Origin of the sequence: Streptomyces spororaveus (assembly GCF_016755875.1) — a bacterium.
Lineage (GTDB): Bacteria > Actinomycetota > Actinomycetes > Streptomycetales > Streptomycetaceae > Streptomyces > Streptomyces spororaveus.
The window spans coordinates 3,355,140-3,368,323 of the sequence record NZ_BNED01000005.1; the positions used below are offsets into that span (position 1 = coordinate 3,355,140).

Sequence of the window (13,184 nt, forward strand, 5' to 3'; positions counted from 1 at the left end):
GCCCGGTGGGGCCGGAGATCCGGCCCCACCGGGCGTACGGCGTCAGGGCCCCGGCCCGGACCCGGGCCGGCCCCCGGAAACGTTCCGCCCCCCTCGACCCGCCCTCTATACACTCCGCGTATACACACGGTGTACAGTCGCGGGCATGTCCATCGGTCACACCCTCCTCGGCCTCCTGGAGGCCGGTCCGCGCCATGGCTACGACCTCAAGCGCGCCTTCGACGAGAAGTTCGGCCACGACCGCCCCCTCGCGTACGGGCAGGTCTACTCGACCATGTCCCGCCTCCTGAAGAACGGCCTCGTCGAGGTCGACGGGATGGAGAGCGGCGGCGGCCCCGAGCGCAAGCGGTACGCCATCACCGACGCCGGCATCACCGACGTCGAGGCCTGGCTCTCGCAGCCCGAGAAGCCCGAGCCCTACCTCCACTCGACCCTCTACACGAAGGTCGTGCTCGCCCTGCTCACCGGCCGCCGCGCCGACGAACTGCTGGACACCCAGCGCGCCGAGCACCTGCGCCTCATGCGCATCCTCACCCAGCGCAAGCGCAAGGGGGACATCGCCGACCAGCTCGTCTGCGACCACGCCCTCTTCCACCTGGAGGCGGACCTGCGGTGGCTGGAGCTCACCGCGGCCCGTCTCGGCCAGCTCGCCCAGGAGGTACGCCGATGACCCCGGCCGGCTCGCTGCTCGCCGCCACGGACCTGCGCAAGGCGTACGGGAGCACCACCGCCCTCGACGGCGCCGAGTTCTCCATCCACGCCGGTGAGGTCGTCGCCGTCATGGGCCCCTCCGGCTCCGGCAAGTCGACCCTGCTGCACTGCCTCGCGGGCATCGTCGCGCCCGACTCCGGCTCCATCACCTATGCCGGCCGCGAGCTCGCCGCCATGAGCGACGCCGAGCGCAGCGCCCTGCGCCGCACCGAGTTCGGCTTCGTCTTCCAGTTCGGCCAGCTCGTACCGGAGTTGACCTGCGTGGAGAACGTCGCCCTGCCGCTGCGCCTGACCGGCGTCAAGCGCAAGGAGGCCGAACGCACCGCCCTGCGCCGGATGGAACAGCTTCAGGTGGAGGACCTCGGCGCCAAGCGGCCCGGCGAGATATCCGGCGGTCAGGGGCAGCGCGTGGCCGTCGCGCGGGCCCTCGTCACCGGCCCCCGGGTGATCTTCGCCGACGAGCCCACCGGAGCCCTCGACTCCCTCAACGGGGAACTCGTCATGCAACTGCTCACCGAGGCCGCCCGGTCGGCGAACGCCGCCGTCGTGCTCGTGACGCACGAGACCCGCGTGGCCGCCTACTCCGACCGCGAGATCGTCGTACGCGACGGCAGATCCCGCGACATGGAGCGGATCGTATGAGCCGGCTCCAGGTCTGGACCCGCGATCTCGGCATGGGCGCCCGCTTCGCCTTCGGCGGCGGCCGCGAGGGGTGGATCCGCACCCTGCTCACCGGCGTCGGCGTCGGTCTCGGCGTCGCCCTGCTGCTGATCAGCACCGCCATCCCCGGCGCCCTCGCCGCCCGGTACGAGCGCGGCGACGCGCGGTCGACGATGCACTCCGACACGGCCGACGCGCCCGGGCCCGACACCCTGCTGATCGCCCGGATCGGGCAGACGTACCACCACAAGGACATCGAGGGGCACATGGTGCGGGCCGAGGGCCCGGACGCCCCGCTGCCGCCCGGACTGAAGCGGATCCCGGGTCCGGGCGAGATGGCCCTCTCCCCCGCCCTGGACGCGTTGCTGAAGACCTCCGACGGCGCCCTGCTGCGCGAGCGGCTCGACGGGCCGGTCAGTGAGATCATCGGCGTCCCGGGGCTGGTCGGCCCCGGCGAACTGCTCTTCTACCTGGGCAGCGACACCCTCGCGAAGAACGGTCCCGACGACTACCGCGTCGAGCGCGTCACCGGCTTCGGCTACGACGCGGACCGCGAGGGCCTGGACCCCGTGCTCATGCTGATGGTCGTCCTGACGTTCGTCGCCCTCCTGATGCCCGTCGCCGTGTTCATCGCCACCGCCGTGCGCTTCGGCGGCGAGCGGCGCGACCGGCGGCTGGCCGCGCTGCGGCTGGTCGGCGCCGACAGCAGGATGGTGCGCCGGATCGCGGCCGGAGAGGCACTGGCCGGCTCCCTGGTCGGACTGGTGCTGGGTACCGGCTTCTTCGCCGTCGGCCGCTCCCTGGTCGCCAGCGTCAGCCTCCAGCAGCGCAGCGTCTTCCCCGGCGACCTGGACCCGGCGCCCTGGCTGGCGGTGCTGGTCGCCCTCGCGGTGCCCGCGGCGGCGGTGGCCGTGACCCTGTTCGCGCTGCGCGGTGTGGTCATCGAGCCGCTGGGTGTCGTGCGTACGGCCAGGCCCTCCCGGCGCCGGATCTGGTGGCGGCTGCTGCTCCCGCTGATCGGGCTGGGACTGCTCGTGCCCCTGGGCGGCCGCGGCAACGACCACGGCAGGTTCAACCAGTGGCAGGTCAGCGGTGGCGTGGTGCTGCTGCTGGTGGGGATCACCGTACTGCTGCCCTGGCTGCTGGAACGTTGCGTCGGGAAGATGTCCGGCGGCCCGGTCTCCTGGCAGCTGGCCGTGCGCCGGCTCCAGGTCAACAGCGGTGGCGCCGCCCGCCTCGTCAACGGCATCGCCGTGGCCGTCGCGGGCGCCATCGCCCTCCAGATGCTCTTCGCGGGCGTCGAGGGCGACTACACCGAGGAGACCGGCGAGGACCCCGCCAGGGCCGCCGTCGCGGTCATGGTCAACCGCCGTACGGACGCCGACATGGACGGCCTCGCGCGGCGGATCGCCGCCGTACCGGACGTCACCCGCGCCGTTCCGCTGACCTCCGCGCAGGCCGCCCGCCAGGTGCCCGCGACGCAGGAGACGATCACGCTGACCATCGGCACCTGCGACGCGCTCGGCGAGGTCGCGACGCTCGACTCCTGCGCGGAGGGCGACGCCTTCGTGCTGACCGGCGCCCCCGCACCGTCCCCGCAGGACCCGCAGGGCCTCTTCGGGGGCGCGGCGAAGCCCGGTGACGAGCTGTTCGTCGGCAACGTCAGGGGGTACGCGTCCGACATGGGCGAGACGCCCGAGCCGCAGAAGTGGACGGTCCCGGCGGCCGCCCGTACGGTCCCCAGCAGGCCGGACCCCCGCGGACAGCTGCGCACCGGCCTGCTGGTCACCCCGTCGGCCGCGCCGAAGGAGATCGGCGACTTCCCGGACGCGCAGATCTTCGTCCAGGTCGACGAGTCCCGCCCGGACGCCCTGGACCGGGCGCGTACCGCCGTCTTCAAGGCGGACCCGTTCGTCACGGCGATGACGCTGCGGCACACCAAGGAGGCCGCCGGCTACTCCTCGATCCGCACGGGGCTGTTCTTCGGCGCCGTCGCCGTACTGGTCCTGATCGGCGGCAGCCTGCTCGTCTCCCAGCTGGAGCAGTTGCGCGAGCGCCGGCGGCTGCTCTCCTCCCTGGTCGCCTTCGGGACCAGGCGCTCCACGCTGAGCCTGTCGGTGCTGTGGCAGACGGCCGTGCCGATCGTGCTCGGCCTGGTACTGGCGGCCGGGGTCGGCGTGGGGCTGGGCGCCGTCCTGATGGGCATGGCGGCCCAGCCGGTCCGGATCGACTGGGCGTCGGTGCTCGGGATGACCGCGGCCGGCGCGGGTGTGGTGGTCGTGGTGACCCTGCTCAGCCTGCCGCCGCTGCTGCGGCTGATGCGCCCGGACGGCCTCCGTACGGAGTGACCTCCGCCGCGTGACCCCCGGTCCGGGGACCCCGGACCACGGACTCCGGACCCCGGACTCCGGACCCCGGACTCCGTACGCCCGCTCCCGGCGGCGCCCCCTCAGTCGGTGGGCCAGACCGGGAGCGGGCGTACGGCTTCGCGCAGTGCCGCGGCGATGGCCCTGAACTCCTCCTGCCGGGCGGTCCCGGTCCGCATGGCCAGGGCGATCCGCCGGGAGGGCGCGGGCTCGGCGAAGTAGCCGGTGGACAGGTACTCGTTGCGGGCGGTCTCCAGCCGCAGCGCGGTGCGCGGCAACAGCGTCACCCCCAGTCCCCCGGCGACCAGTTGTACGAGGGTGGACAGTCCGGCGGCGGTCGTGGTGACGTCCGCGCCGGTCGTCCGCCCCGCTTCCCGGCAGATGTCGAGGGCCTGGTCCCGGAGGCAGTGCCCCTCGTCGAGCAGCAGCAGCTGCAGTCCGCGCAGTTCCTCCAGGGGGATGTCCCGGCGCCCGGCGAGTGTGTGCTCCCGGGGCGCGAGCAGGACGAAGTCCTCGTCGAAGACGGGAAGTTCGGTCACCCCGGGCACCCCGAGCGGTACCGCCAGCAGGAGCAGGTCCAGGCGCCCTCCGCCGAGGCCCTCCAGCAGCGAGGCGGTCTGCTCCTCGTGCACCTGGAGGTCCATCCGCGGGTAGCGCCGGTGGAACAGCCCGAGCACGGTCGGCAGCAGGTACGGCGCCACCGTGGGGATCACCCCGAGCCGCAGCACTCCGGTGAACGGCGCCCGTACCGCCTCAGCCTCCTCCAGCAGCCCGCCCACGGCGTCGAGGACCACCCGCGCGCGGGCCGCGATCCGCTCGCCCGCCGGGGAGAGCAGCACCTTGCGGGTGGTGCGCTCCAGCAGCTGCACCCCGAGGGCCTCCTCCAGCGCGGAGACGGCCCCGGAGAGCGCGGGCTGGCTCATGCCGATGGCCGCGGCGGCGTCCCTGAAGTGCAGGTGCTCGGCGACCGCCGCGAAGGCGCGCAGTTGCGCGAGCGTCGGTTGCTTCGCTCCCCTACTACTGACAGCCACTGATAGGTACCTCCGATCACCCGGCACAAGAGTAGCTATTTCTGTAATCAATGCAGGTGTGCCAGCATGTGAGATACGTCCAACCCCATCGGAAAACCCCCAAAAGGGGTATTTTCCACTGCCTAAGGAGAGCGCGTGCTCACTGTTGGTGACAAGTTCCCCGCCTTCGACCTGACCGCCTGTGTTTCGCTGGAGGCCGGTTCCGAGTTCGCGCAGATCGACCACAAGACCTACGAGGGCAAGTGGAAGGTCGTCTTCGCGTGGCCGCTGGACTTCACCTTCGTGTGCCCGACCGAGATCGCCGCCTTCGGCAAGCTGAACGAGGAGTTCGCCGACCGCGACGCGCAGGTCCTCGGCTTCTCGCTCGACTCCGAGTACGTGCACCACGCCTGGCGCAAGGACCACGCCGACCTGCGTGACCTGCCCTTCCCGATGATGTCCGACATCAAGCGCGAGCTCTCGGCCGAGCTGGGCATCCTGGGCGAGGACGGCCTCCCGATGCGCGCCGTGTTCATCGTGGACCCGAACAACGAGATCCAGTTCTCGATGGTGACCGCCGGTTCCGTGGGCCGTAACCCCAAGGAGGTCCTGCGGGTCCTCGACGCCCTGCAGACCGACGAGCTGTGCCCCTGCAACTGGAACAAGGGCGAGGCCACCATCGACGCCGGCGCGCTGCTGGCCGGTGAGTGACGGATGTCCCTCGATTCCCTGAAGTCGGCCATACCGGACTTCGCCAAGGACCTGAAGCTGAACCTCGGTTCGGTCATCGGCAACAGCGACCTCCCGCAGCAGCAGCTGTGGGGCACGGTCCTGTCCTGCGCGATCGCCGCCCGCTCGGCCATCGTGCTGCGTGAGCTGGAACCCGAGGCGAAGGCGAACCTGTCGCCGGAGGCGTACACCGCCGCCAAGTCCGCCGCCGCGGTCATGGCGATGAACAACGTCTTCTACCGCACCCGGCACCTGCTCTCCGACCCGGAGTACGGCACGCTGCGCGCGGGCCTGCGGATGAACGTCATCGGCAACCCGGGTGTGGAGAAGGTCGACTTCGAGCTGTGGTCGCTCGCCGTCTCCGCGATCAACGGCTGCGGCCAGTGCCTGGACTCGCACGAGCAGGTCCTGCGCAAGGCGGGCGTCGACCGCGAGACGATCCAGGAGGCCTTCAAGATCGCCTCCGTGATCCAGGCCGTCGCCGTCACCCTCGACGCCGAGGCCGCCCTCGCCGCCGAGTAACGGCGCCCCCGTACGGCCCACAGGGCCCCGCGACCGGAAACGGTCGCGGGGCCCTGTGCCGTCAGCGCGTGCGCAGCGCGGCCATCAGCGCCCGCGCGTCCTCGGCGGCGGCGGCCACCAGGGCCTCCCGGTCCGAGCGCGACAGCGGTTCCATCAGGGGGGCGGGACCGTCCTCGCCCGACCCGGGGAAGATCATCACATCGATGGTGAACACCGCACCGCCGTCCCGGACGCGCAGCCGGAAGCTGTCCTGGGTCCCGGGGCGGGAGACGAGGGCCTCCTCCCCGAGGCCGGGCACCGACTCCCAGCCGTCACCGTCGTTGACGAACCACCGGGCGTCAGAGGAGCCGACGGCGAACTCCGCCGCCGGATCGGTCCTCTTGTGCAGTTCGACCACGGCCTCGACGTGGACCGCCCCGTCCGAGGACGGCCGGTCGCTGCCCCGGGTGCACGACGCCCAGTCCAGCACCGGATGCCGGCCGCCCGCCTGCGGCGAGGTGACCGCGAGACCGCCCAGCAGCCCGTCCAGGGTCGCGGCCCTGAACTGGCCGCACAGATCGTCCGTGACCCGGTAGCGGATCTCCGGCCCGGCCGTCCGCTCCCCGAACGCGTACAGTCCGACGGCCCACAGCGCGGAGGTGACCGCCACCGCAGCCGCCACCCACCGCCACGGCCGGGCCGGTATCCGTACGGGCGCGCCCTCCGCGGCACCCTCCGCGGCACCCTCCACGACCTCGGCCGGGGCCGCGGGGCCCCAGTCCCCGTCGAGCTCGGGTTCCCCGATCATGTGCGTCCCCCTGCTTCTTGAGTGCCGCCCTCGGCCCGGTGCGGGCCCGGACCGTCCGCCCACCGCCCGCCGCCGGCGCGGCGGTTCAGGAGGCGCCGTCGCCCTCGCCCTCGCCCTCGGGGATCACGCTCAGGGCCGTCGCACCGTGCGGACCCGGGCCGACCGTCCCGGAGCCGAGGTGGTGCTGCTCGCGCGAGTACGCCTTCAGGTATCCCACCACCGTGTTGGTGACGGCCACCAGCGGCACCGCGACGACCGCTCCGCCGATGCCCGCGATCATGCCGCCTGCGGCCACCGAGAGCACCACCGCGAGCGGGTGCACGCGTACGGCCCGGCCGAGGATGAAGGGCTGGAGCACGTGGCCCTCGATCTGCTGCACCGCCAGCACGACCAGCAGCACCATCAGGGCGGTGAACACGCCCTGGGTCACGAGCGCCACGACGACCGCGAGGGCTCCCGACACCACGGCGCCGACCAGCGGGATGAAGGCGAACAGGAAGATGAAGACGGCCAGCGGCACCGCCATCGGCACGTCCAGGAAGTAGATGCCGAGGCCGATGAAGATGGCGTCGATGAGCGCGACGATGACCGTGCCGCGCACGTACGCGGTGAGCGTGCGCCAGGCCCGCGGACCCGCTCCGGCGACACCGGCCCGGGCGGCGTTCGGGACCAGGCCCAGCGCCCAGTTCCAGATGCGCTTCCCGTCGTAGAGCAGGAAGAGCGTGGAGAACATGGCGAGCAGAATGCCCGTCAGGACCTCGACGAGCACCGTCACGCCCTGCAGGCCGGCGGAGGTGATCTGCTCGGTGTTGGTGCCGATGGTCTCGCTGAGGTTCTTCGCGATGTCGTTGATCTGCTTCTCGGTCACGTGGAACGGACTGTCCAGTGCCCAGAGCTTGAGCTCGTTGATGCCGTCGCGGACCCGGTCGGAGAGGTCGTCGAGGTTCTCCATGACCTGCCAGACCACGAACCAGCCGACGAGCCCGATGACCACGAAGCCGAGGATCGCCGTGACGGCCGTGGCCAGACCGCGCGGCAGGCCCAGTCTGCGCAGCCGGACCACGAAGGGCTGGAGCATCGCGGTGACGAGCATGGCGGCGGCGAAGGCGAGGACGACCAGCCGGACTTCGCTGATCACCTTCATCAGCACCCAGAGCATCCCGGCGAGCAGCAGCAGCCGCCAGCTGGCCTCGGCGGCGACGCGCATCCCCCAGGGGACGACGCTCGCCGGGTCGGGGCGCACGGGCACGGCCGGGGCCGTCAGGTGGGGCGCGGGGACCGCGGGCGCGTAGTCGGGCGGCGCGGGAACGGTCGTCACGGCGGCCGGCGCCCCGGAAGCCGCGTCCGCCGGTGCCCGCCCGGATCCGGCGGGGCCCGGCAGGTCCCCGTGGGTCTCCGCCTCGACCTCGGCGCGCCGCTCGTTGAGCCGCGCCTCCATCCGGTTCAGCTTGTTCCCGAGCCGGCCGAGCCAGCCTTCCCTCTTCGCCATGTCGCTTTCCTTCCCCCGCCCCCGGTCTACGGGCTCACCCCGAAGACCGTACACGCGAGGAGCCCCGCACCGTAGGACGGTGCGGGGCTCCCCGGAGTTGTGCGGTGCCGCCGGTGCCGCGGTGCTCGCGGCGGCGGGCCTAGTACCAGCCGTTGGCCTGGTGGAAGCTCCACGCGCTGCAGGGGCTGCCGTAGCGGTCTTCCATGTAGTTCAGACCCCACTTGATCTGCGTGGCGGGGTTGGTGCGCCAGTCCGCGCCGGCCGAGGCCATTTTCGAACCCGGGAGCGCCTGGACCAGACCGTACGCGCCCGAGGACGAGTTGACGGCCTTGTAGTTCCAGGTGGATTCCTGGTTGATGATGTTCGAGAAGCACTGGAACTGGCCGGCCGGGACCATCTGCTGGGCGATGGCCTTGACCTGCGCGACGGTGTAGGAGCTCTGGGGAGCGAAGTCCCCGGCGTCGCGGGCGGCGGAGCGGCTGGCGACCTGCTCCTTCTCCTCGCGTTCCTTCTTGAGCTTGGCGTCGGCCTCGGCCTTCTCCTTCTCGGCCTCCGCCTTCTTGGACTTGGCGTCCTCGGCGGCCTGGACGCGGGCCGCCTCCTCGGCGGAACGCTTGGCGTCGGCATCGGCGGCGTGGGCGATGGCTTCGGCCTGCTGCGTCAGGGACGCGCTCTGGACCTCTGCCTGGTCGCCGACCGGGATGTCGGCAAGGAGAGTCGCGCCGGACGCGGTCGTCTCGAGATCGTTCGTGGGGTCGCCGGTGGCAACGCCTACGACTGCGCCGACGGTGGTGACCGCGGTGGCCGAAGCCACGGCGAACCCCCGGACCGAGATCCGGCTCACACGGTGTCCTTCCAGCAGCGTCCGCAGTGACCGCGCGGGCGCAAAAGTGCCCTCGACTCTGGCCTCCGTGGTTCTACGGTCACTGGAGGCGCGGGCCCGTGGGCAACTCCCTTGCGGGGGTTGCCGCGTGTAGCTCCGGGCGGCATACGGCGATCGGCTGTGGAGTTGTGGTGCTGCGTGTACCTCACGGGAGATACAGGTGTGCCGTATGCGGGGCCTGACGGAAACCAGACTCTGCCGGAACGCGACACCGCAAGGCAATTCTCCACTGCGTGTGAAAGGTCACACCTGGCATGTCGCTGCCGATTCGAGCAAAGACCTGTGCAGCACGGCGCCGCCCGGCTAGGCTCTCGGGCCTTTGCCGGGCGGCGCCAACTCACCTTCCCGCTATGAGGTTTTTGACCGATACGACCGTCAGAGGTTCTCCAGCATCTCGGTGACCAGGGCGGCGATCGGGGAGCGTTCCGAGCGCGTCAGCGTGATGTGGGCGAAGAGCGGGTGGCCCTTCAACTTCTCGACCACGGCGACCACTCCGTCGTACCGGCCGACCCGGAGGTTGTCCCGCTGGGCGACATCATGGGTCAGAACGACCCGCGAATTGGCTCCAATTCGGGACAGAACGGTCAGCAGGACATTGCGCTCCAGCGACTGCGCCTCGTCCACGATCACGAAGGCGTCGTGCAGCGAACGGCCGCGGATGTGCGTGAGCGGCAGGACCTCCAGCATCCCGCGGTTCAGCACCTCCTCGATGACCTCGCGCCCGGCGACCGCCGAGAGGGTGTCGAAGACCGCCTGCGCCCAGGGGCTCATCTTCTCGTTGGCGTCCCCGGGCAGGTAGCCGAGGTCCTGGCCGCCCACCGCGTACAGCGGCCGGAAGACCATCACCTTCTGGTGCTGCCTGCGCTCCAGGACCGCCTCCAGCCCCGCGCAGAGCGCCAGCGCCGACTTTCCGGTGCCGGCCCGGCCGCCCATCGAGATGATCCCGATCTCGGGGTCGAGGAGGAGGTCCAGCGCGATGCGCTGCTCGGCACTGCGGCCGTGCAGCCCGAAGGCCTCGCGGTCACCGCGTACGAGCTTCACGTTGCCGTCCGCCGTGACCCGGCCGAGGGCCTTGCCGCGCTCGGACTGCAGGACCAGTCCGGTGTGCACGGGCAGCTCCGCGGCCTCCGGCACGTAGAGGCGGTCCTCCGAGTAGAGGAGGTCCACCTGCTCCCCGGAGAGGGCGATCTCGCTCATGCCCGTCCAGCCGGCGTCGGTGATCGCGAGCTCGGCGCGGTACTCCTCGGCGATCAGCCCCACGGAGGAGGCCTTGATGCGCAGTGGGAGATCCTTCGAGACCACCGTGACGTCGTAGCCCTCGGCCTGGAGGTTGCGGGCGACCGCGAGGATCCGCGAGTCGTTGTCCCCCAACCTGAAGCCGGCGGGCAGGACGCTCGTGTCGGAGTGGTTGAGCTCGACGCGCAGGGTGCCGCCCAGATCGCCCAGCGGGATGGGGGCGTCCAGGCGACCGTTGCGAACCCGGAAGTCGTCGAGCAGGCGCAGGGCCTGGCGCGCGAAGTAGCCGAGTTCGGGATGGTGCCTCTTTGCCTCCAGCTCGGTGATCACCACGATCGGGAGCACGACCTCGTGCTCGTCGAAGCGGGAGATCGCGTTGGGGTCTGCCAGCAGGACGCTGGTGTCGAGGACGTAGGTCCGCCTGTCTTGCAGGCGGCTCTTTGTGCTGGTCACCACGGAAGGACGTACCCCCTCGGAAGAGGTCGGGCCATGAAGACCGGACCGGTCATCGGCACCCATGCCAGGGCCGATTTCCGGCCCTCCACTCCGTCCGTGCGAACCGCACGTGCGTCCTGGTGCAAAGGGCCTCCCGGGCGGACGACCCCATGCCGTCCGCTGAGACTCGACACCCGTGGATCGGGCATCGACCTGAAAGGGATATTCCCCGAACAGGCCAGGCCATGCCATGGCATATGACGGACGCTCGGTGAATCCCTGGTGAAGGCTTCGAGGGGAGGGAGCGGCGGGACCTACCGGTACCCGTGAGGTGTCAGGTGCCGTAGCGCCGGTGGCGGGCCGCGTAGTCGCGCAGGGCCCGCAGGAAGTCGACCTTGCGGAAGGCCGGCCAGAAGACTTCGCAGAAGTAGTACTCGCTGTGGGCGCTCTGCCAGAGCATGAATCCGGACAGCCGCTGCTCGCCGCTGGTGCGGATGACGAGGTCCGGGTCCGGCTGGCCGCGCGTGTAGAGGTGCTCGGCGATGTGGTCGATGTCGAGGATCTCGGCGAGCTCCTCGAAGGAGGTGCCCTTGCGCGCGTGCTCCAGCAGCAGCGAGCGGACCGCGTCGGCGATCTCCTGGCGGCCGCCGTAGCCGACGGCGACGTTGACGAGTATTCCGTCGACGTCGTGGGTCGCCTGCTCGGCCTCCTTGAGCACCGTCTGCGTCCGGGTGGGCAGGATGTCGAGGTTGCCGACGTGGTGGACGCGCCAGCGGCCGTCCGCGGCGAGGCCCCGCACGGTGTTCTCGATGATGTTGAGCAGCGGGCGGAGCTCGACCTCGGGCCGGTCCAGGTTGTCGGTGGAGAGCATCCACAGGGTGACGACCTCGACGTCCGTCTCGGTGCACCAGCCCAGCATCTCGGAGATCTTGTCGGCGCCGGCCTGGTGGCCCTGCTCCGTGGTGCCTCCGGACGCCTTCGCCCAGCGGCGGTTCCCGTCCAGGATGACGCCGATGTGCTTCGGCGCCGCGTCATGGTCGAGGCGGCCTTCCACCCGGCGTGCATACAGCCTGTACACCAGGTCGCGCAGCTTCACGATCTTCCAGCCCCTCCGTGCCTTGCCCCCGTGCGAAATGCGGTCCCTCCCCCGAGTCCGCCACATTACTGCGCGCCGGGATCGGGTACCCAACTCGGTCTGTCACAAGTCCGTGATAGGGAGGACAACGTGACTGATACCAATCCCTATCGGGCAGAGCCCTCGCGCTACGACTCCATGGAGTACCGGCGCACCGGCCACAGCGGCCTCAAGCTCCCCGCCATCTCCCTCGGCCTCTGGCACAACTTCGGCGACGACAGGTCGCTGGAGTCCCAGCGGGCGATCCTCCGCCGGGCGTTCGACCTCGGCATCACCCACTTCGACCTGGCGAACAACTACGGCCCGCCGCCCGGCTCGGCCGAGCTGAATTTCGGCAAGATCTTTTCGCAGGACTTCGCGTCCTACCGAGACGAGCTGATCCTTTCGACCAAGGCCGGCTACCTGATGCACCCCGGGCCGTACGGCGAGTGGGGCAGCCGGAAGTACCTGCTCAGCTCGCTCGACGCGTCGCTGAAGCGGATGGGTGTGGACTACGTCGACATCTTCTACTCCCACCGCTTCGACCCGGAGACCCCGCTGGAGGAGACCATGGGCGCCCTCGCGTCCGCGGTCCAGCAGGGCAAGGCGCTGTACGTGGGCGTCTCCTCCTACACGGCGGAGCAGACGGCCGAGGCCGTGCGGATCCTGCGCGGGATGGGCGTGCGCCCGCTCATCCACCAGCCCTCCTACTCCATGATCAACCGCTGGACGGAGGAGGACGGGCTGCTGGACACCCTGGAGGACGCCGGCATGGGCTGCATCTCCTTCGCGCCGCTCGCGCAGGGCATGCTGACGGGCAAGTACCTGAAGGGCATCCCGGCGGACTCGCGCGCCGCGCAGGGCAAGTCGCTGAACCCGGACCTGCTCTCGGACGAGGTGCTGCGCCGGCTGACCGGTCTGAACGGGATCGCGGCCCGCCGCGGGCAGTCACTCGCCCAGCTGGCGCTCAAGTGGGTGCTCCGCGACGACCGGATGACCTCGGCACTGATCGGTGCGTCGAGCGTGCCGCAGCTGGAGGAGAACGTGGCCGCGCTGGCGTCCGCGCCGCTCGGAGAGGACGAGTTGAAGGAGATCGACTCCCTCGCCGTCTCCACCCCCGGCACCAACATCTGGGCCCAACGCGGCTGACCTGCGCATTTACCGCGCAGCACGGCCGAGGGGGCGGAAAACAAAAAACGGGCCGGTCCGTGGGGGGGATACGGACCGGCCCGAGGGGGGGGT

Annotated in this window: 12 protein-coding genes; 6 read left to right on the forward strand and 6 right to left on the reverse strand. The window is 71.0% G+C overall.

What is annotated here, in order from left to right:
- Positions 1-145 precede the first annotated feature (145 nt).
- Genes Sspor_RS17205 through Sspor_RS17215 form a run of 3 tightly spaced genes read left to right on the forward strand, consistent with a single transcriptional unit; the run spans position 146 to position 3,719 of the window.
- On the forward strand, positions 146-670 hold the full coding sequence (locus Sspor_RS17205; RefSeq protein ID WP_202199934.1) for a PadR family transcriptional regulator: 525 nt from the start codon (positions 146-148) through the stop codon (positions 668-670).
- The gene (locus Sspor_RS17210; protein ID WP_202199935.1) at positions 667-1,353 is read left to right on the forward strand and encodes an ABC transporter ATP-binding protein; all 687 of its coding nucleotides are present in this window, start codon (positions 667-669) and stop codon (positions 1,351-1,353) included. Before Sspor_RS17205 ends, Sspor_RS17210 begins: the two co-directional genes overlap by 4 nt.
- Positions 1,350-3,719, forward strand: a complete 2,370-nt coding sequence (locus tag Sspor_RS17215; protein WP_202199936.1) for an ABC transporter permease — start codon at positions 1,350-1,352, stop codon at positions 3,717-3,719. Before Sspor_RS17210 ends, Sspor_RS17215 begins: the two co-directional genes overlap by 4 nt.
- A 101-nt stretch (positions 3,720-3,820) precedes the next feature.
- Here the strand turns inward: Sspor_RS17215 and Sspor_RS17220 are convergent, their stop codons facing one another.
- Positions 3,821-4,768 (reverse strand): hydrogen peroxide-inducible genes activator, encoded by a 948-nt coding sequence (locus tag Sspor_RS17220; RefSeq protein ID WP_202199937.1) that lies wholly within the window; start codon positions 4,766-4,768, stop codon positions 3,821-3,823.
- Between the two features lie 135 nt (positions 4,769-4,903).
- Between Sspor_RS17220 and Sspor_RS17225 the strand changes: the two genes are divergently transcribed.
- Entirely contained in the window at positions 4,904-5,458 is a 555-nt protein-coding gene (locus Sspor_RS17225; protein WP_150259008.1) for a peroxiredoxin, read from the forward strand.
- A 3-nt stretch (positions 5,459-5,461) separates the two neighbouring features.
- On the forward strand, positions 5,462-5,998 hold the full coding sequence (locus tag Sspor_RS17230) for an alkyl hydroperoxide reductase (protein WP_202199938.1): 537 nt from the start codon (positions 5,462-5,464) through the stop codon (positions 5,996-5,998).
- A 61-nt stretch (positions 5,999-6,059) separates the two neighbouring features.
- Here Sspor_RS17230 and Sspor_RS17235 read toward each other — a convergent pair whose 3' ends face one another.
- From Sspor_RS17235 to Sspor_RS17255, 5 genes are all read right to left on the reverse strand, one after another.
- A complete protein-coding gene (locus Sspor_RS17235) occupies positions 6,060-6,785 on the reverse strand; it encodes a hypothetical protein (RefSeq protein ID WP_202199939.1) in 726 nt (241 codons plus the stop codon).
- Between the two features lie 85 nt (positions 6,786-6,870).
- Entirely contained in the window at positions 6,871-8,274 is a 1,404-nt protein-coding gene (locus tag Sspor_RS17240) for an AI-2E family transporter (protein ID WP_202199940.1), read from the reverse strand.
- A gap of 139 nt (positions 8,275-8,413) precedes the next feature.
- Entirely contained in the window at positions 8,414-9,118 is a 705-nt protein-coding gene (locus Sspor_RS17245; RefSeq protein WP_202199941.1) for an aggregation-promoting factor C-terminal-like domain-containing protein, read from the reverse strand.
- A 414-nt stretch (positions 9,119-9,532) separates the two neighbouring features.
- Positions 9,533-10,849, reverse strand: coding sequence for an RNA 5'-3' helicase PhoH2 (gene phoH2 / locus Sspor_RS17250; protein ID WP_202199942.1), 1,317 nt, complete (start codon positions 10,847-10,849; stop codon positions 9,533-9,535).
- A gap of 313 nt (positions 10,850-11,162) precedes the next feature.
- Positions 11,163-11,924: an isoprenyl transferase gene (locus Sspor_RS17255; protein WP_150259000.1), complete on the reverse strand. Its 762-nt coding sequence runs from the start codon at positions 11,922-11,924 to the stop codon at positions 11,163-11,165.
- Positions 11,925-12,053: 129 nt separating this feature from the next.
- On the opposite strand from Sspor_RS17255, the gene mgrA reads away from it, so the two are divergent.
- Positions 12,054-13,091 (forward strand): L-glyceraldehyde 3-phosphate reductase, encoded by a 1,038-nt coding sequence (gene mgrA, locus Sspor_RS17260; protein WP_202199943.1) that lies wholly within the window; start codon positions 12,054-12,056, stop codon positions 13,089-13,091.
- The last annotated feature ends 93 nt before the right edge of the window (positions 13,092-13,184 follow it).